This window comes from Undibacterium sp. MH2W (genome assembly GCF_049340215.1).
In the GTDB taxonomy this organism is placed as follows: domain Bacteria; phylum Pseudomonadota; class Gammaproteobacteria; order Burkholderiales; family Burkholderiaceae_D; genus Undibacterium.
In genome coordinates, this window is the sequence record NZ_JBMPPA010000004.1 from 91,814 (window position 1) to 110,929 (window position 19,116).

General features: G+C 47.3%; 16 protein-coding genes and 2 tRNA genes. 2 read left to right on the forward strand and 16 right to left on the reverse strand.

Features of this window, described 5'->3' with window-relative positions:
- Positions 1-110: 110 nt before the first annotated feature.
- Complete coding sequence (rnr, locus tag ACO0K2_RS10970) at positions 111-2,624, reverse strand: ribonuclease R (RefSeq protein WP_423018665.1); 2,514 nt, start codon at positions 2,622-2,624, stop codon at positions 111-113.
- Between the two features lie 157 nt (positions 2,625-2,781).
- Here rnr and ACO0K2_RS10975 point away from each other — a divergent pair.
- Positions 2,782-2,866: transfer RNA gene (locus ACO0K2_RS10975), tRNA-Leu, on the forward strand.
- 145 nt (positions 2,867-3,011) lie between these two features.
- A tRNA-Leu gene (locus tag ACO0K2_RS10980) sits at positions 3,012-3,096 on the forward strand.
- A gap of 209 nt (positions 3,097-3,305) precedes the next feature.
- Here ACO0K2_RS10980 and ACO0K2_RS10985 read toward each other — a convergent pair.
- The 15 genes from ACO0K2_RS10985 to rlmN all read right to left on the reverse strand — a co-directional run bounded on the left by ACO0K2_RS10985 (position 3,306) and on the right by rlmN (position 19,061).
- Positions 3,306-3,848: a phosphoribosyltransferase gene (locus ACO0K2_RS10985; protein WP_423018667.1), complete on the reverse strand. Its 543-nt coding sequence runs from the start codon at positions 3,846-3,848 to the stop codon at positions 3,306-3,308.
- Between the two features lie 18 nt (positions 3,849-3,866).
- The gene (locus ACO0K2_RS10990; protein WP_423018669.1) at positions 3,867-5,180 is read right to left on the reverse strand and encodes an adenylosuccinate synthase; all 1,314 of its coding nucleotides are present in this window, start codon (positions 5,178-5,180) and stop codon (positions 3,867-3,869) included.
- 3 nt (positions 5,181-5,183) lie between these two features.
- Positions 5,184-6,335, reverse strand: a complete 1,152-nt coding sequence (locus tag ACO0K2_RS10995; RefSeq protein ID WP_423018671.1) for an ATP phosphoribosyltransferase regulatory subunit — start codon at positions 6,333-6,335, stop codon at positions 5,184-5,186.
- A gap of 115 nt (positions 6,336-6,450) precedes the next feature.
- Entirely contained in the window at positions 6,451-7,353 is a 903-nt protein-coding gene (gene hflC, locus ACO0K2_RS11000; RefSeq protein WP_423018673.1) for a protease modulator HflC, read from the reverse strand.
- Position 7,354: 1 nt separating this feature from the next.
- Complete coding sequence (gene hflK / locus ACO0K2_RS11005) at positions 7,355-8,641, reverse strand: FtsH protease activity modulator HflK (protein WP_423018675.1); 1,287 nt, start codon at positions 8,639-8,641, stop codon at positions 7,355-7,357.
- Positions 8,642-8,672: 31 nt separating this feature from the next.
- Positions 8,673-9,803 (reverse strand): GTPase HflX, encoded by a 1,131-nt coding sequence (gene hflX, locus ACO0K2_RS11010; RefSeq protein ID WP_423019385.1) that lies wholly within the window; start codon positions 9,801-9,803, stop codon positions 8,673-8,675.
- A 39-nt stretch (positions 9,804-9,842) separates the two neighbouring features.
- On the reverse strand, positions 9,843-10,079 hold the full coding sequence (hfq, locus tag ACO0K2_RS11015; protein ID WP_262835981.1) for an RNA chaperone Hfq: 237 nt from the start codon (positions 10,077-10,079) through the stop codon (positions 9,843-9,845).
- A gap of 152 nt (positions 10,080-10,231) precedes the next feature.
- Complete coding sequence (gene der, locus ACO0K2_RS11020; RefSeq protein WP_423018677.1) at positions 10,232-11,572, reverse strand: ribosome biogenesis GTPase Der; 1,341 nt, start codon at positions 11,570-11,572, stop codon at positions 10,232-10,234.
- A gap of 5 nt (positions 11,573-11,577) precedes the next feature.
- A complete protein-coding gene (bamB, locus tag ACO0K2_RS11025) occupies positions 11,578-12,726 on the reverse strand; it encodes an outer membrane protein assembly factor BamB (RefSeq protein WP_423018679.1) in 1,149 nt (382 codons plus the stop codon).
- Positions 12,727-12,738: 12 nt separating this feature from the next.
- The gene (locus ACO0K2_RS11030) at positions 12,739-13,395 is read right to left on the reverse strand and encodes a YfgM family protein (protein WP_423018681.1); all 657 of its coding nucleotides are present in this window, start codon (positions 13,393-13,395) and stop codon (positions 12,739-12,741) included.
- A gap of 15 nt (positions 13,396-13,410) precedes the next feature.
- Positions 13,411-14,772 carry a histidine--tRNA ligase gene (gene hisS / locus ACO0K2_RS11035; protein ID WP_423018683.1) on the reverse strand — a complete coding sequence of 454 codons (1,362 nt, stop codon included), beginning with the start codon at positions 14,770-14,772 and terminating at the stop codon, positions 13,411-13,413.
- A gap of 12 nt (positions 14,773-14,784) precedes the next feature.
- Positions 14,785-16,062 carry a flavodoxin-dependent (E)-4-hydroxy-3-methylbut-2-enyl-diphosphate synthase gene (ispG, locus tag ACO0K2_RS11040; protein ID WP_423018684.1) on the reverse strand — a complete coding sequence of 426 codons (1,278 nt, stop codon included), beginning with the start codon at positions 16,060-16,062 and terminating at the stop codon, positions 14,785-14,787.
- A gap of 2 nt (positions 16,063-16,064) precedes the next feature.
- The gene (locus tag ACO0K2_RS11045) at positions 16,065-17,108 is read right to left on the reverse strand and encodes a RodZ domain-containing protein (protein ID WP_423018686.1); all 1,044 of its coding nucleotides are present in this window, start codon (positions 17,106-17,108) and stop codon (positions 16,065-16,067) included.
- Positions 17,101-17,907 carry a type IV pilus biogenesis/stability protein PilW gene (gene pilW, locus ACO0K2_RS11050; protein WP_423018688.1) on the reverse strand — a complete coding sequence of 269 codons (807 nt, stop codon included), beginning with the start codon at positions 17,905-17,907 and terminating at the stop codon, positions 17,101-17,103. Before pilW ends, ACO0K2_RS11045 begins: the two co-directional genes overlap by 8 nt.
- On the reverse strand, positions 17,904-19,061 hold the full coding sequence (gene rlmN / locus ACO0K2_RS11055) for a 23S rRNA (adenine(2503)-C(2))-methyltransferase RlmN (RefSeq protein ID WP_423018690.1): 1,158 nt from the start codon (positions 19,059-19,061) through the stop codon (positions 17,904-17,906). Before rlmN ends, pilW begins: the two co-directional genes overlap by 4 nt.
- Between the last annotated feature and the right edge of the window lie 55 nt (positions 19,062-19,116).

Sequence of the window (19,116 nt, forward strand, 5' to 3'; positions counted from 1 at the left end):
CTTCAAGACCAGCAGAACGCCCTTAACACGGCATCGTTGATACGTGAACAACAACGTATCACCACAGCACAGTGTCAAAGGGTCATACTTGCCTTCAACAGTACGTTTGCTTAACGTCTTTTTCTTGCTGGTTTCCCAGCCGCTTTTCCTGCACTTTTAGAAGCGCCTGGTGCTGCCTTCTTTCCGCCGGCCGATGGCTTTTGTCTAGCGCTTGCAGAACGCCCCTCGACTGCGGCTCCCTTGTAGCTTTCCTGCCTCTCGTTGGAAAAAGATTTTTTTCCTCCGGACGCTGGCTTCGAGGCATTTTTAATTGCCTTTGCACTCTTGTTCGTTGGCGTTGCGGGTATCAGCTTTTTCGATTTATCCGCAGCACTTCCACGCACAGCCGCCAATTGGCCTCCGGGCTGGACAATACTCAGATCAATTTTGCGCGCATCGAGGTCAACGCGGCTCACCTGCACGTTAACTTTATCTGTCAGCTGATAGCGTTTTCCTGTTCGCTCTCCACGTAACTCATGTCTAGCTTCGTCAAATTGGAAATAATCCGCACCCAGATCCGTAATGTGAACCAAGCCCTCAATATAGATATCATCGAGTTGGACAAAAATACCAAACTGCGTCACGCCAGAAATCGTACCGACAAATTCTTCGCCCAATTTGTTCTTAATGAAGTAACACTTGAGCCACGCTTCCACATCGCGCGATGCTTCGTCCGCGCGACGCTCATTGGCAGAACAGTGCGTTCCTAAAGCATCCCAAATTGTAGGATCTTTTTCGACTTTTTTCTTGCCTGCTGCACGGTCCGCAATTAATTGTTTGCGCGCAGAATTGGAGATCGTTGTATTCAACAAACTCAAATCAATACCTTTAGGCTCATACACCTTACCCGCTAGGATTGCTTTAATGGCGCGATGCGTCAACAAATCGGGGTATCGACGAATGGGACTTGTGAAGTGCGCGTAGGCTTCATATGACAAGCCAAAGTGACCGATGTTATCTGGGCTATAAACAGCTTGCTGCATCGAACGTAGAAGCATGGTCTGCAACAAGGGTGAATCTGGACGTCCCTTAATTTTTTGCATCAATGCGGCATAATCGGATGCGGTCGGCGTGTCACCGCCACCCAAATTTAAACCGACTTGCTTCAAGAAATTGCGGACTTGCGTCAGCTTCTCTTTAGTCGGACCAGCGTGGATACGATAAGTACCCGGGTGCTTGTACGTCTCGAGCAAATTAGCAGCACAAACGTTGGCCGCCAACATACATTCTTCGATCAACTTGTGTGCATCGTTACGCGTGCGAGGAATAATTTTCTCAATCTTTCCTGCCGCGTTACAAACGATATACGTTTCTGTCGTTTCAAAATCAATCGCACCGCGAACATGACGCGCTTTCAGTAAAGCCTGAAAAACTTCATACAAGTGCATTAAATGCGGTACCAGCGGTAAACGTTTTGCAGCTTCTGGACCTTTTGTATTTCCCAAAATGGCAGCCACTTCAGTGTACGTAAACCGAGCGGCAGAATGAATCACCGCGGGATAGAACTGATAAGCGTTCACCACACCTTCCTGTGTGATCACCATATCGCAAACAAGCGTTAAGCGATCTACATCAGGATTGAGCGAACACAAACCATTCGACAATTTCTCTGGGAGCATCGGAATCACGCGCCGCGGGAAATACACCGACGTACTTCTCAGCAACGCATCTTCATCCAACGCATCGTTTGGCGTCACGTAATGACTCACGTCCGCGATGGCAACGAGCAGACGATACCCCTTGGCACGCCCAATTTTGACTGGCTCGCAATACACAGCATCGTCGAAATCTCGGGCATCTTCACCGTCAATCGTGACTAACGGAATATCCCGCAAATCAACACGGTCTTCGAGATCTTTTGGTCGAATTTCAGACGGCAATTTCGCCGCTGCTTTCTTTGCTGCCTCAGAGAACTCATGCGGGACACCGAACTTACGAACAGCGATTTCGATTTCCATGCCAGGATCATCGATATCACCAAGTACTTCAACAATTTTACCAACCGCCTGCGAATAGCGAGTGGGCTGTTCTGTCAACTCGACGCTAACGACTTGCCCTGCCTTTGCTTTTCCTGGTGACCCCGCCAGCAAAATATCTTGGCTAAAACGATTGTCTTCAGGCGCGATGACCCACACGCCATTTTCATTGAGCAGACGCCCAATAACATGCGTATTGGCACGTTCAAGGATTTCAATAATACTGCCTTCAAGGCGGCCTCTGCGATCAGTCCCCACCACCCGTGCCGTTACGCGATCACCATGCAATACCTTTTGCATTTCGCGTTCTGGGAGATATAAATCGTCGGATCCGTCTTCGGGAATTAAAAATCCATAACCGTCACGGTGGCTATTCACCTTCCCGGAAATAAAGTTTTCTTGATTAGCGAGCGTATAGTTTCCTGAGCGGTCAGGCTTAATTTGTCCGTCGCGTTCCATCGCGTTCAGTCTTCGCGTCATGCCATCAAACTCCTCGGGTTTCACGCCTAACTTTTCCGCAATTGCATTTGCGGTCAGTTTGGCCTTATTCGTACGAAGGACGCCCAGAATCTCTTCACGGCTGGGAATGGGATATAAATGCTTATTCAAATGATGTTAATTTCTTTAAAAGTTATTTCACGCCCTGACTATACAAGACATCTGCCTAGTTTACCGGAGCAAACGTCAATTGCCTAACAATTCTTCAACATGACTGGGGTCAACCCTTGACACTATAGATAAACCCTCTATAATGCTGGCTTCCGTTGCCCACGTGGCGGAATTGGTAGACGCGCATGGTTCAGGTCCATGTGCCGCAAGGTGTGGGGGTTCGAGTCCCTCCGTGGGCACCACAGCATTTCAAGGCCCGTTGATTCGTCAACGGGCCTTTTGCTTTTCTTGTACCACTAACCACGATATCTTTCAAAATAAAATCGTCCTATTTCCATATTTTTCAACCTAACTAACGCCAATTCATCTATAATCACGCCTCACGTTGCCCACGTGGCGGAATTGGTAGACGCGCATGGTTCAGGTCCATGTGCCGCAAGGTGTGGGGGTTCGAGTCCCTCCGTGGGCACCAAAGCTTTCGAAGGCCCGTTGATTCGTCAACGGGCCTTTTTGCATGGCGAATACGAAATTGAATGCCGCCTCACACTTCTCTGGATCCAATCCTCGTTATGCGAAGAAAGCTAAGGAGCAACGAACCCTCTCCAGATTCCACACCATAACATCTCACAACGGTGAACATACACATAAAAAAACGGAAGCTTAATTGCTTCCGTTTTTTATTTACGCAGTCTCACCTTTTTTCAACCATGCATTCAACTGATGCGGGCGAATACTATCGTACTCTTCAAATGGCTGATGAATCCATGGATTCGTCGGCAAGTAATCGAGATGATAATCAGGCGCGACAGAAGAACACGCCTTGTACCAGATGACAGCAGACTTCACGTCCGTCACGGATGGGAAGTTTTCGCGCAAATGATGCAATACACGCTCCAGTGTTACACCGGAATCGACCAGATCATCAACAACGAGAACTCGCCCCTGCAAGGTTCCCTTTGTCATCGAAATATACTTACCAATGTCGAGCGAACCTTGAACTGTACCCGCATCTTCGCGATATGAGCTTGTAGACAAAATGGCCAGAGGCACGTCAAAAATCCGGGAGAAAATATCCCCTGGACGCAAGCCACCACGCGCAAGACAAAGCACCTGATCAAATTTCCATCCAGATTCGTGCACCTTGAGTGCCAACTGCTCAATGGAACGATGGTAGGCATCCCAAGATACCCACAAATCTTTATCTGTAGAGGCAGGTGTATTCATATTTTTATTTTTCCTTCTTTAAACAAACGGGTGACGCAAAACAATCGTTTCCTCGCGGTCAGGACCAGTAGAAACCATATCGATCGGCACACCAACAAGCTCTTCGATGCGCTTAATGTAGTTACGCGCATTAACTGGCAAAGCCTCCATTGATTTAGCACCAACAGTTGATTCTGACCATCCTGGCATTTCTTCGTAAATTGCTTCACACAAAGACGCCTCTTCAGCACCGACCGGGAAGATATCAACAGTTTTGTCACCCAACTTATAACCGGTACACAACTTTAATGTTTCAATACCGTCCAACACATCTAATTTTGTCAGGCACATACCCGACACGCCGTTAATTTGAACAGAACGCTTCAACAGCGCTGCATCAAACCAACCACAACGGCGTGCACGACCAGTCACCGTACCAAACTCATGACCAACGCTTGCCAAATGCTTGCCAACACCTTGATCCGTTGGCAACTCGGATGGGAACGGACCGGAACCGACCCGCGTTGTGTAGGCTTTGGTAATCCCAAGAATGTAGTGCAACATGTTCGGACCAACGCCCGCACCTGCAGCAGCATTACCTGCAACGCAATTACTGGAAGTAACGAATGGATAAGTACCATGATCGACGTCCAGTAAGCTACCTTGAGCACCTTCAAACAACAGATTGGCGCCTGCCTTATGGGCGGCGTACAAAGCACTAGAAACATCTGCAACCATAGGGCGAATGCGTGGCACCAATGCCAATGCATCATTCAGCGTCTTCTGGAAGTCAACGGCTGGTGCCTTCAAGTAATTCGTCAACACAAAGTTATGGTAGTCGAGATTTTCTTTTAATTTCTCTGCAAAACGTTCTGCGTTGAGCAAATCAGCCACGCGAATCGCGCGACGAGCAACCTTATCTTCGTAAGCCGGTCCAATGCCTTTGCCGGTTGTACCAATTTTTGCGGCACCACGAGCCACTTCACGAGCCGCATCCAGAGCAGTGTGGTAAGGCAGAATCACTGGGCAAGCTTCAGAGATCTTCAAGCGGGAAACCACTTCAACGCCATTTGCTTGCAATTTGTCAATTTCGCGCAATAAATCTGGCACGGACAGTACAACACCATTACCGATGTAACACGCCGTACCCTCACGCATGATGCCCGACGGGATCAGTTGCAACGCGGTTTTTTGCCCACCGATAACCAAGGTATGTCCAGCATTGTGACCACCCTGAAAACGCACGACGCCTTGTGCGTGATCGGTCAGCCAATCAACGATTTTTCCTTTACCTTCGTCACCCCACTGGGTACCGATTACAACAACATTTTTTGGAGTTTTATTATTTGACATCACTCAACCTACATTTTGAAGAATCCATTGATCACCATCGAATACGACCACTCTGTTGCAGTCAAATTCGTCTTGTTCGTTTTCATGCCCCGGAAAGTTTTGAATAACAACCTCCCCTTGCTTACGCAGTTCAGAAATTTTTTGTAATAACGCAGAATCACGACTCCAAGGAGCGCGAATCGCATCTTTCCGCTCAGCAACAGGCATCAAGCGTGCTAGCTCGCGCAAATCGAGAGAGAAACCCGTTGCCGGACGCGCACGACCAAATGCCTCACCAACATGGTCATATCTGCCACCTCTGGCAACTGCATTTGGCAGACCAGGAACAAAAGCACTAAACATCACACCGCTGTGGTAGTGATAACCGCGCAAATCAGCAAGATCAATCGTAATCTGCGCAGAACCCACCAAACCAGCGAGATACGCTAACTCATCCAATGCATCAACAACCCCACGCACAGCAGGCAACTTCTCGCGAGCAATTTGAAGGATGGATACATCTCCGTATAGGGTTGGCAACAGCATCAGCGCTGACCGCACTTCTGGAGAGAACGATCGACTCAATTGATCGATGCTCGGCAAATCCTTCGATTCCAGCAAAGTGAAGAGCGTATCTTCTTGTTTCTTTGCCAAAGGATCTAATTCAAGAATCGCGCGCAATACGCCAACATGACATAAATCGAGACGAACCTCACGTATGCCAGCCAATCCTAGACATCCAAGTACCAGCTCCTGAATCTCTGCATCCGCTTCCAACCCAGCATGACCATAAATCTCTGCGCCAATCTGTATAGGCTCGCGCGTGGCATGCAACCCAGATGGTTTCGTCTGCAACACGTTGCCTGCATAACAAAGTCTAGTAACTGACGCTCTATTGAGCAAGTGCGCATCGATACGTGCCACCTGCGTTGTCATATCCGCCCGAAGACCCATCGTCCGTCCAGAGACTTGATCAACGAGTTTAAACGTACGTAAATCCATATCCTGACCAGCACCGGTCAGCAAGGATTCAATGTACTCCAGCATCGGCGGCATGACCAACTCATAACCATAAGATCTAAAGTGATCAAGAAAAACACGTCGCAAGTCTTCAATCTTACGCGCTTCAGACGGTAAAACGTCAGCAATATTCTCAGGAAGAAGCCAATTCGGCATGAAAAACAATCAAAAAAATTAATGAAGAAAACCGATTTTTACAGCGTTTATCCAGCAAACAGCGATCTGTACCGCAATTGGCACAGATCGCTGTTTGCTGGAGCTATTTTTTAAATTACTTAGATTTTACCGTATTCACACCACCACTTGATACACCGGGGGTTTTAAAATACTTAAAAAAGTCTGAACTAGGATCAACGACGACATAGTCACTCTTGTTCTTGAAGCTCGCACGATACGCCTCGAGGCTTCGATAGAACTTATAAAATTCGGGGTTTTGACCAAAAGCCTTAGCATAAATTTGGGATGCCTCTGCATCACCTGCGCCACGCATCTCCTCCGACTCGCGGTATGCCTCCGCCAACAACACAACCCGCTGACGATCCGCATCCGCACGGATTTGCTCCGACTCAGCAGCACCCGTCGAGCGCAACTCGTTCGCCACGCGCAAGCGTTCAGCCTTCATCCTGTCGTACACCGAGTTATTAATTTGCTCAACATAATCGACACGTTTTAACCGCACATCGACAATATCGACACCGATCTGCTTCGCTTCTTCGCTCACTTTTCCACGGATCGCTTCCATGACTTTGCCGCGCTCACCAGAAATCACATCACGTACAGTACGCTTGGTGATTTCATCATTTAACGCAGCCTTCACGATTTGAGAGAGACGATTTTTCGCACCGCGCTCATCACCCGAGAAACTGACGTAGTAAAGCCGAGGATCAGAGATCCTCCACTTCACATACGAATCCACCAAAATATTTTTCTTTTCTGCAGTAATGAAACGATCCGCTTCATCCGCATCGATAGTCAAAATGCGCTTATCCAAAAACAACACATTTTGGAATGGTGGCGGCAATTTGAAATGCAAGCCAGGCTCCTGAATCACCGACTTCACTTCACCAAATGCAAAAACAATCGCATAACTCTTTTGGTCTACAACGAAAATCGTTGAATAAGCGACCAACAATGCCGCAACAAATATTGCCAAAAAGGAGATGATTTTATTCATATTAACGCACCTCTCTATCACGGGAATCACGCGCATCTCTGGCTCTGCTGTCCTCGCGATGATTACGCAGGTCAACTGAAGGCACTTGCTCGACGATTTGAACAGATGGCAATGCCGTCGACGTCGGAGCAACTGGCGTATTCGGTTTAGCCGTGGAATCAGGTTGCGAAATCATCTTATCCAGTGGCAGATACACCATATTATTTCCTGCCTTGGTATCCATCATGACTTTACTGGTGCTAGCAAAAATTTGCTGCATTGTTTCGAGATACATACGATCTCTCGTGACAACGGGTGCTTTTTGGTACTCATTAAGCACTTGCTTGAAGCGAGAGGCGTTACCCTCAGCATTGGCAACAACACGTGACTTATACCCTTCCGCTTCTTGCAACATACGCGAAGCTTCACCACGGGCTTTCGGAATTACATCATTAGCGTAAGCCTGACCTTCATTTTTCTGACGCTCTTTGTCTTGACCCGCTTTAACCGCGTCTTCAAAAGCAGCCTGCACCTGTTCAGGCGGTTGAACGCCCTGCATAGAAACATTCGCTATCTGCACACCAGCCTTGTAGCGGTTCAGGATTTGCTCCATCAACGCTGCAACATCAGCGGCGACTTTTTCGCGCCCTTCATAAAGCACAAAATCCATTTTGCTCTTACCGACAATTTCCCGAATGGACGTTTCAGCCACTTGACGAATCATGTCATCAGGTTCGCGATTGCTATAGAGCCATTCAACGGGATTTTTTAATTTGTATTGCACCGCAAACTGAATATCGACAATATTCTCGTCATCGGTCAGCATCAAGGACTCATGCGCCTGTTTGTTCCTTACGTTGGACCGGTAACCAACTTCTACAGTGCGCACCTGGGACACATCAACAATCTCATGATTTTGAATTGGGTAAGGCCAACGCCAGTTCATCCCCGGACCAGCAACATGGGTATATTTGCCGAAGGTGGTAATCACCGCCGTCTGCCCCTCTTGCACAATAAATACGCCGCTCACCAACCAGACGAAACAAAATACGAGAACAATAACGCCGACACCCACTTTGGCATTGACTGATTCTGGATTGAAGTTACCGCCGTTGTTGCCGCCACCCTCACCGCCTTGACCCAAAAATTTTGAGAGACGTTGATTAAAGTCTTTCCATATTTGCTCAAGGTCAGGCGGAGAGTCAGGAGACTTTTTGTCGTCCTGGTTGCTATTTTTAGAGCCACGGCCCCATTGAGGATCGTTCAATGACAATGTCACACCAATTCTTTTTAGAAATGAACCAATCATTCTCTTGATTTCCAATGAATAGAAGGTTGAGCTACTGGATATTAAATCTTGCATCATCGACATCAGGAGCAACCTTCACCCCCTCAATTTCGGATGCCTTTTTGATCGCGAAATCGGCGATAGACTGCCGCAACAAATCTAGCCCAGCGCCCGTCTTGGCACTGACAAAGATGCGATCAATATTACCATACTCATCTAGCTGGACCGTTGGCTCCAGAGAAGCAAGATCGATTTTGTTGAAGACCATCAACTGCGGAATCTGGTCAGCACCAATTTCACGCAAAACATCGTTCACCTGTTCAATCTGATCGGATCGCCCTGGGCTATTCGCGTCAACGACATGCAGCAACAAATCAGCATGAATTGTCTCTTCTAAAGTCGCCCTAAATGCAGCAACCAGCTGATGGGGTAAATCACGAATAAATCCGACCGTGTCTGACACTACGACGCTTCCTGCCTCACCGAGGTACAAGCGTCTTGAGGTGGTATCCAACGTCGCGAACAATTGATTCGCCGCATAAGCACCTGCCTTCGTCAACGTATTGAATAGCGTTGATTTACCTGCATTCGTGTAGCCGACCAATGAAATTGAAAAGGTTTTACTGCGATCGCGGGAACGACGCTGCGTTTCCCTTTGTTGCTGCAGCTTCTCGAGTCGAGACTTCAGCATTTTTACTCGCTCGCCGAGCAAACGACGGTCCGTCTCCAACTGAGTTTCACCAGGACCTCGCAAACCAATACCGCCCTTTTGTCGCTCTAAGTGAGTCCACCCGCGAATAAGACGTGTTGCTAAGTGCTGCAACTGAGCAAGCTCCACTTGCACTTTACCCTCATGGCTCTTGGCACGCTGAGCAAAAATATCAAGAATAAGACTGGTACGATCAACCACCCGAACCTTCAGGTGACGCTCCAGATTACGTTGCTGCGCCGGAGATAACGCGTGATTGAAAATCACCAGATCCAGCTTATCGTCAACGACAACGTTCGCTAGCTCCGTTGCTTTTCCGGAACCAATAAATAACGCAGCATCAGGCCGAGACCTCTTACAACTTACCGTCGTAATGGGTTCTGCCCCAGCGGATTGCGAAAGTAGAGAAAGCTCTTCTAAACCTGATGCAAAATCGCCCTTGCCAAAATCAACGCCAACCAGGGCGGCCCGCATACTTAAAGACATGTGTATGAATGATTAACAGGCAAGAAATTACTCAGCTTCTGCTTCTGTGTTGATACTGACTGCACGAGCCGGAACAACTGTTGAAATCGCGTGCTTGTATACCATCTGTGTTACGGTGTTTCTTAACAAAACAACGTATTGGTCAAACGATTCGATATGACCTTGTAACTTAATGCCGTTGACCAAATAAATGGAAACGGGAATATGCTCTTTACGCAGCGCATTCAAAAATGGGTCTTGTAAAAGTTGCCCTTTATTGCTCATAACAGCTCCATTGTGTTGTTGTGATCAGGAGTTGGGGATTGTTTTTAAAAATTCAAGCAATCCGTCAATAATTACAAAAAACTGTAACCGATTTTATTACTAAATGTCTAATAATGATGTTGCTCGCATCGCTGCAAACAACATCCTCGTCTTTATTTAGACTTGTCGAACGGGTTTTTGCCCGAACGCATTTCTATTCTCAGTGGCGTCCCGGTAAGAGAGAACGTTTCTCTGAAATGCTTCTCCAAGTACCGCTTATACACATCACCAACAGCCTCTAACGCGTTTCCATGAATGACGATAATCGGTGGGTTTTGACCACCTTGGTGTGCGTAACGTAATTTAGGCCGGATGGATCCCTTACGCTTTGGTTGCTGATGCTCTACTGCCTCAATCAATGCTCGGGTGAGCTTTGGTGTCGACAAATTCGCCATCGCAGCTTCATACGCAGCATCAATTGACTTCATCAACGGCCCAATACCAGTGGATTTAAGCGCTGAAATGAAATGAAACTTTGCAAATGTCAGGAAATTAAGTTTCCGTTCAATATCAAATTTAATTTCGTCGCGGCGATCGCTTTGCAATCCATCCCACTTATTGACGCCAACGACCAAAGCGCGCCCAGACTCCAAAATAAACCCAGCGATATGTGCATCTTGCTCAGAAATATCTTGCTGTGCATCCAACAACAGCAAGACAACGTTCGCTTCTGAAATTGACTGCAAAGTTTTAACGACCGAAAACTTCTCAATCGCCTCAAAAACCTTACCGCGACGGCGAATACCTGCCGTATCAATTAGCGAATAATGTTTGCCGTCTCTCTCAAATGGGATTTCAATGGAGTCACGAGTCGTTCCAGGCATATCAAATGCAATAACGCGATCCTCACCCAACAGCGTATTCACGAGCGTTGACTTACCGACGTTAGGACGTCCCACAATCGCTATTTTAATACCGCGAACTTTATCAACGGGCTCTTCCATCTCTGGAGGTCGTTGAGCGAAAGCAATATTTAACGATTCTTCGACCAGATCTGCGACACCGTCGCCATGAGCAGCGGAAATCACGTAAGGATCTCCCATGCCTAACTCATAAAAATCGGCGGTGACAGATGAATATCTCATGCCCTCTGCTTTGTTGACGACCAACATTACAGAACGACCAGACTTTCTCAAAAAGTCTGTGATCGTTTTGTCGTGGGGAGTCAGCCCCTGACGACCATCGACAATAAAAATAACGACATCGGCTTCAGCAACGGCTTGTTTCGTTTGCTTTGCCATTTCATGCAAAATCCCTTCTTTGGCCACTGGCTCAAAACCACCAGTATCAATTACCAAAAAGGGTCTCTCCCCAATGCGACCTTCACCATAATGGCGATCGCGTGTCAGACCTGGAAGATCTGCCACAAGCGCGTCGCGTGAACGGGTAAGCCGATTGAACAGCGTGGATTTGCCGACGTTTGGTCGGCCTATAAGTGCGATAACCGGCTTCATTTGTATTACTCTGCTGCGAACGCAGCCACTAATCCTGATTTTGTTTGAACAATCAGATTGGAGCCAACCACAATGGGAGTGGCTAAAATCTGACTACCATCGGTAGAAAGCCTACCGATGAAAGAACCATCTTCTCTTGAGAGAAAATGAACGTAACCTTCAAAGTCGGCAACCGCAACGGCGCGACCGAAAGAAATAGGTGCTGATAAATGACGTCGTGCAAGCTGGTCATTTTTCCATGCACTGGAACCACCTTCACGATTGTATGCGTTGACCACACCGACATTATCCGCTGCAAACACAAAGCGCTCATCGACACTAACACCGACTTCACTGGAAATGTTTTTCAACCAACGTGGTGTGCCTGTATTAACATCAAAACAGCCTACTCGTCCTTGATACGACGTCGCACATACATCTTTACTATATACCACTGGGAAGCCTGAAACGTCTGCTACACGCTCAAGTTCTGTATTACCTTTGGGCTCGCCTACAACTGCTTCCCAACGCAAACCACCGTTTTTCAGAGAGAGGCTCGCCAAACGACCACCTGGCAATGCCACAAGCACCTGCTCACCAACAATGACCAACCCTGGCACTGCACGCAGAATCAATGGCGGCAACTGACGATCTACAGACCACTTTTTAGCGCCACTTTGCTGATCATAAGCAGTAATTTTATTATCGTTACTACGAACAATAACAAGACCACCTCCAATTGCGGGCGCAGACAGGGTCTCAGAGGACTGCTGAATTTTCCACAGTGACTTGCCTTCACTATCGAATGCAAGCAACGTTCCTTTTTCGCCAGCAACAACCACCGAACCCGATCCAGCACCAACACCGCCCGTCAAGGCGACACCAGCATTGATGCGCCACTTCACTTGCCCGTTTTGTGCATCAATTTTGATGACTGTACCATCCGCGGCGGCGGCATACAAATCTTTACCGTCAGCAGCAGGTGTAAAAACGTATTTCGCTGCCGTACCGACTGGGGCAGACCATACTTGTTTTACAGCCAATGTTTGTTTAAATTCAACCAGCGGGGCTGGCAATTTTTTAGGATCTGGTTTCGATGCGAAAGGATTCAAAGAAGAACATCCTGACAACAAACAAAATGCAGCCACCGAAATCAATTTGGCGGAAAATTGCATGAACAACTCCTGTTATTTGCTAACAACTGCATCGGTTGTGGAACCACCAATCGCGTCCAGTTTGATTTGAACAACTTGGCGTGCTGGGCTTTTATCAGTCATTTTATCGATCGCAGCTTGATAAGCCTTTCTTGCACCTTCGATGTTCGCCTGTGCAACGTAGATGTCACCCTTGCGGTCAAGTACCTCTGCCTGCAGGTCTTCTGGGAAATCACCAGCAAGCTGGCTCAATGCACCGTCATAGTTTTTTTCATCTAACGCAATACCTGCAAGGCGAATCTTGGCGATGGCTTTGTATTCATCGTTTTTTCCAGAATCAATGAGCCACTGCAATTGGGCCTTTGCTGCTTTCAGATCGTTCGCGTCAAACGCACTTTTAGCAGCGATCAACGCTGACATCGACGCATACGATGTCACACCAAATTTTTGCTTTAAATCATCTGCGGCGCGCTGAACCTTGGTGTTATCTTTCGCCGTTACCGACTTTTGCATTTCTTCGTAAAGTTGCGACGCCTGACCAGATTGGTTATTTTGATATTTATTCCACTGCATCCATGCAGCATAAGCAGCTAGCGCAATGATCAATGTCCATGTAATTAAATTGCCGTATTGCTTCCAAACAGCCTTAAGGGTTGCGAGTTGTTCCTGCTCTTCAAGATCGTAAGCCATGTTCTTATATCTATTTTAATGGTGAATATGAATATGATTTGGGTCATCGCAACAGTCTGCATCCTCCCCAACACCAGCAATCTGATCGACAAGATAATCAACAACCGTATCAAAAGGCACTGTCTGCTGATTTCCGTCTTGATGATCTGAACGCATGGATTTGATAGTAGCAACGCCTTTGGCTAATTCATCTTCGCCAATGATGACAGCATAGGCCGCACCACTTGCATCGGCCTTCTTCATTTGCGATTTAAAGTTACCAACCCCCGTCGCCGTTGCGCAATGTAACACAACATCTAGTCCTGCATCACGCAATCTCTCACCTACAACGAACGCTTGCGCTTGCGCCTCAACGCCTTGATGAACGAGGTATACATCGCACAGCGCCGTCTCATTGACATCGCCAGCCACTTTCATCAATTCGATCAAGCGCTCAATACCCATTCCAAAACCGCAAGCAGGCGTTGGTTTTCCACCAAAAGTGGCAAATAAAGAGTCATAGCGACCGCCACCACACACTGTTCCTTGCGACCCAAGTTCGTCGGTGATCCATTCGAACACGGTGAGATTGTAGTAATCCATACCGCGAACCAAACGCGGATTAATCGTGAACGGAATACTATTTGCTCTCAAGATCTTCTGCAAACCTTCAAAGTGAGCAAGCGATTCTTCACCTAAGTAATCCAATAACTTTGGTGCAGCATTCACCAAATCCTGCATTGCGGGGTTTTTTGTATCCAAAATACGCAGTGGATTTGAGTGAAGACGACGTTGTGCCTCAGCATCCAGCAATTCAAGATGAGATTCGAAATAAGAGATTAAGGCTGCTCTGTGCGCATTACGTTCAGCAGCGTTACCGATTGAATTCAATTCGAGACGGATATTTTGGAGACCCAAGTCATCCCACAAACGCTGACACAACATAATCAGTTCAGCATCGATATCAGGACCACTAAAACCCAATGCTTCCGCACCAACCTGATGGAATTGACGATAGCGGCCACGTTGCGGACGCTCATGGCGGAACATAGGACCTGTGTACCACAACCGTTTAGGGCCGTCGTACACCAAGTTATGCTCGATCGCTGCACGTACGATACCAGCGGTACCCTCTGGTCTGAGCGTCAACTTATCGCCATTCATTGAATCTTCGAAAGAATACATCTCTTTTTCGACGATATCCGTTACCTCACCAAGGCCACGCGAAAAAAGCGGAGTGGCTTCAACGATCGGTGTACGAATCTGTTGAAAACCATAACTTTTCAAGACTGACTGAACGGTATTCTCAAACAACTCCCACAATGGAGAGTCGGATGGGAGAAGGTCGTTCATCCCTTTTACACCAACGATTTTTTCTATTTTTTTATTTTCCGACATGACCAGCCTAATTTAATTACTTGCTACATCAACTGAATTTGAGTACCGCTTCTGTACGTAATCCAAAACAATTGCCTGAAACTCTTCAGCAATTTTATCGCCACGTAACGTCATCGCTTTAACACCATCAATAAATACAGGTGCTGCAGGCGATTCACCGGTACCTGGCAAACTAATACCAATATTCGCGTGTTTCGATTCACCAGGACCATTTACGATACAGCCCATCACTGCCACATTCATATTTTCGACACCTGGATACTGTTTTTTCCAGACTGGCATTTGATCACGCAGATAGGTTTGAATATCATCAGCGAGTTCTTGGAACACAGTAGAAGTCGTTCTACCGCAACCAGGACACGCAATCACCATCGGCGTAAACTTCCGCAATCCCATGGTTTGCAGAATTTCCTGTCCAACCACGACCTCACGGCAGCGATCACCGCCAGGTTCAGGCGTCAAAGAGATGCGAATTGTATCGCCGATCCCTTCTTGCAACAAAACGCCCAAGGCCGCTGTCGAGGCCACAATACCTTTACTACCCATTCCGGCTTCAGTTAAGCCGAGATGGAGTGGATAATCACAGCGAGCAGAAAGTTCCCGATAGACGGCAATAAGATCCTGCACACCAGAGACTTTGCATGACAAGATAATTTTGTCACCAGCTAAACCTAATTCTTCCGCACGTTGCGCATTTTCAATGGCAGACGTAATCAATGCTTGATACATCACAGACTGGGCGCTCCATGGGTTCGCCGATTTCGCGTTCTCGTCCATGATCCGCGCGAGCAATGCCTGATCAAGGCTACCCCAGTTCACGCCAATACGAACTGGCTTATCATACCGACAAGCCATTTCGATCATTTGCGCAAATTGAGAATCTCGCTTAGCACCCTGCCCCACATTTCCTGGGTTAATACGATACTTCGAAAGCGCCTGCGCGCACTCAGGAAAATCTTTCAACAAAGTATGTCCGTTGTAGTGAAAATCACCAACCAACGGAACATCAACACCCATTTTATCGAGTTGCTCGCGAATCGCAGGAACAGCAGCGGCTGCCTCCGGATTATTTACAGTAATCCGAACCAATTCAGAACCAGCACGCGCCAATTCTTTAATTTGGATTGCTGTCCCGATAGCATCCGCAGTATCCGTATTGGTCATGGATTGCACAACAACCGGTGCATTACCACCAATGAGCACTTCCCGTTGACCATATACAACTTTTGCAGTTCGACTTACACGACGAGGAACGGGCCCAGACGCGATTTCAGACAAAAATGGTTTCATGCTTACTTCACAGTTAAATTAACAACATTCGTATCTTTTGGCGGCACAATCTCCAACGCCGCACCACGAACCCACCCATCGACACCGTGCGCATTTCCAAGTCGGAGTTGCAACCCTTCTTTGACATCGAAAAACTCCTCAGTGCCAGCCTTAGCAAGATGTGACGTCAGTACTTCGCCACTCTCTTTCTTGACCTGGATCCACGAATCCTGGCGGAACTTGAGGCGCAACTGGTTCGTCGACTTTGCTACTGGTGATGCAGCAATTGGCTGCCCTACTGCAACACTCGCAGGTGCTGGCGTTGTGACTGCCGGAAGCGAGGCCACTTGTGGCTGCGCTTGAACTGGTTTTGTATCGGCGACTGGTGAAGCGATAGATTCAACAGACGACGCCGTCGCAACCTCATTAACAACAGGCGCAGTCCGCTCAACAACCGTAGAACTTGCCGAGGTAGCGTCAGGCGGAAATACCGCCTCCGTTGATGAAGCCACACTAGATGCAGCAGTAGAAGCAGCAACATCTACCACTGGCAGCTTTGCTTGATCAGTACGTGAGAACAAATCCTTAAACACTTCTGATTGCTCAAAATGTTGCGCAACGAGGAATAACATTGCAGCAATAGCAAGAGCGCCCGCCCCAATAAGATATTTTCGATTCGTGTCAGTGCGCCCCAAAAATGGGGATCTGGACTCCATAAAAGGAGTCGCGAGTGTTGGGCGCAAATCGGTATCGAGACTCACTCCAGAATGATCTGGCGGCAAACACGCAATCACAGAGGCAGGATCAATTTTCAGCAATTTTGCGTACGATCGAACGAACCCGCGGACAATCACCATTTTTGGCAACTTATCGAACTCATTGGCCTCAAGTGCCACAATCTGCCGATGGGATAACTTCAACTGCTCTGCAACTTGGTTGACCCCCAAGCCAAGCGCCAAACGTGCCGCAGACAATCGCGCACCCGCTGAATCAGCAACAACAGATTTTGCATCATCACCACCAGGCGTTATCGGCTCAGGCGAAAGATCAACACCCACCTCACTCATCAAAAGAACCTCTCTGCAGAAGACTATACTCGGTAGAATCTGGATAACGCTTTCGTAACTGCGCAGATAAACTATTTAACGCTGCATCATTTCCGAGTTTGCGCTCTATTTTTATTGCCAACCACAACACCTCAGCGGTCAATAAATCCTGCTGAATAACTCGACCGATGTAAAACCGAGCACTCGCATAGTCGCCGCGCTGGTAGAGTGTACGAGCCAAGTTTTTATTCAAATCGCTATTTCCAGGATCAACTTTAAAACCCTGCATAAAGTATTTTTCAGCGGCCGCACTATCTTTCATCTTCAAACTACAAACGCCCGCGGCGTTATACGCTTTAGATAATGCTGGATAATTCGGACTTTGCAATACCTTGTTCAGATAGACCAATCCCTGATTTTCTCTTTTATTGAGACACAAAAACCAGCCGTAATTGTTTTCCAATCCCAAATCATTCGGAGCGAGTTTAAGTGCGTATTGAAAATTATCTTCTGCCGCCTGCGTCTCACCCATATCCATAAAAATGAGGGCACGTACGCTATAAGCGTCGACCAAATCAGGAGAAATAGCTATCGCGTGTTTAATTTCATCAAGGGCGACTTTATACTGCCCTTGTTGATAATAACCAATCGCCAGTTGCATTCGAATTGCAGCACGCTTTTGGGCATCCACTTTCTCAGCAGATAATTTTGAATCGTCCGTTGGACCCTCAAGATGTTTTGAGGCACACGCGGACAAAACAAATACAAGAGTCAAGGCCGCAGAGCGCCCTATCCATCGACACGATCCAAAAATTTTCACTGAGTGATCTCCACGATCTTTCCAAAATTTTCGCCAAACTTCTTTTGATACTCTGCCATTTTCTGCATCCGCTCTTGCACGCGGGTTCTATCCTTCACTTCGCCAGCCAACTGACCGCATGCGGCATCAATATCATCGCCGCGCGTTTTCCGCGTTGTCGTCACAATGCCAGCGTCCAATAAGATCTGCGCAAAAGCTTTAATACGAGGGTTTGCTGAGCGCTTTAAGCCAGATTCCGGAAACGGATTAAACGGAATCAAATTAAACTTACAGGGCACATCTTTTACAAGCTGAATCAGCTCTCTCGCATGCGCATCGGTATCGTTTACACCATCAAGCATGCAGTATTCAAATGTAACAAAATCGCGTGGTGCAAATTCAAGATAACGCTTACATGCAGCCATCAACTCAGATAAGGGATGCTTTTTATTGAGCGGAATTAAACCATCTCTGAGTGCATCATTGGATGCATGCAACGATACCGCCAATGCCACAGGACAAACTTGCGACAACTTATCCATCATCGGCACAACACCACTCGTCGACAGTGTCACACGTCGGCGAGACAAACCATACGCATTGTCATCAAGCATCAGACGCAATGCCGTCACAGTTGGTTCAAAATTGAGTAATGGCTCACCCATACCCATCATGACCACATTGGTAATCTGACGTTCACCTTTAGGCCCCATCGGGATACCTTTCGTGCGACGCAATTCAAACTCTGCCATCCATAATTGACCAATAATTTCAGCGACGGTCAAATTACGATTAAATCCTTGCTTTCCGGTTGAGCAAAAACGGCAATTGACTGCACATCCGGCCTGCGTAGAAATACACAAGGTACCTCTATTCTCTTCAGGAATAAACACCGTCTCAACAGCATTACCCTGACCAACATCAACCAACCATTTACGGGTACCATCCAGTGAAGTGTGGTCACTGATCACGGCGGGAGCAGTAATCACTGCTCTGGTCGACAATTTTTCTCGCAGTGATTTAGCGAGATCTGTCATTTCATCAAAGGTGCTCGCACCGAATTGATGTATCCAACGTTGCAACTGCTTTGCACGAAACGGCTTTTCACCCAATTCGCCACAATACGCAACGAGCTGTTCAGGATCTAAATCCAATAAATTGATGAGTGCCGTCATGTGTTTCTTTCTTACACCCCGTTTTACGTAATCGCAAAACGGGGCAACAATTACT

Coding starts and splice junctions, on each gene's coding strand:
- ACO0K2_RS10985 (WP_423018667.1), bottom strand. CDS start 3,848: ATGAATACACCTGCCTCTACAGATAAAGATTTGTGGGTATCTTGGGAT.
- ACO0K2_RS10990 (WP_423018669.1), bottom strand. CDS start 5,180: ATGTCAAATAATAAAACTCCAAAAAATGTTGTTGTAATCGGTACCCAG.
- ACO0K2_RS10995 (WP_423018671.1), bottom strand. CDS start 6,335: ATGCCGAATTGGCTTCTTCCTGAGAATATTGCTGACGTTTTACCGTCT.
- hflC (WP_423018673.1), bottom strand. CDS start 7,353: ATGAATAAAATCATCTCCTTTTTGGCAATATTTGTTGCGGCATTGTTG.
- hflK (WP_423018675.1), bottom strand. CDS start 8,641: ATGATTGGTTCATTTCTAAAAAGAATTGGTGTGACATTGTCATTGAAC.
- hflX (WP_423019385.1), bottom strand. CDS start 9,803: ATGCGGGCCGCCCTGGTTGGCGTTGATTTTGGCAAGGGCGATTTTGCA.
- hfq (WP_262835981.1), bottom strand. CDS start 10,079: ATGAGCAATAAAGGGCAACTTTTACAAGACCCATTTTTGAATGCGCTG.
- der (WP_423018677.1), bottom strand. CDS start 11,572: ATGAAGCCGGTTATCGCACTTATAGGCCGACCAAACGTCGGCAAATCC.
- bamB (WP_423018679.1), bottom strand. CDS start 12,726: ATGCAATTTTCCGCCAAATTGATTTCGGTGGCTGCATTTTGTTTGTTG.
- ACO0K2_RS11030 (WP_423018681.1), bottom strand. CDS start 13,395: ATGGCTTACGATCTTGAAGAGCAGGAACAACTCGCAACCCTTAAGGCT.
- hisS (WP_423018683.1), bottom strand. CDS start 14,772: ATGTCGGAAAATAAAAAAATAGAAAAAATCGTTGGTGTAAAAGGGATG.
- ispG (WP_423018684.1), bottom strand. CDS start 16,062: ATGAAACCATTTTTGTCTGAAATCGCGTCTGGGCCCGTTCCTCGTCGT.
- ACO0K2_RS11045 (WP_423018686.1), bottom strand. CDS start 17,108: ATGAGTGAGGTGGGTGTTGATCTTTCGCCTGAGCCGATAACGCCTGGT.
- rlmN (WP_423018690.1), bottom strand. CDS start 19,061: ATGACGGCACTCATCAATTTATTGGATTTAGATCCTGAACAGCTCGTT.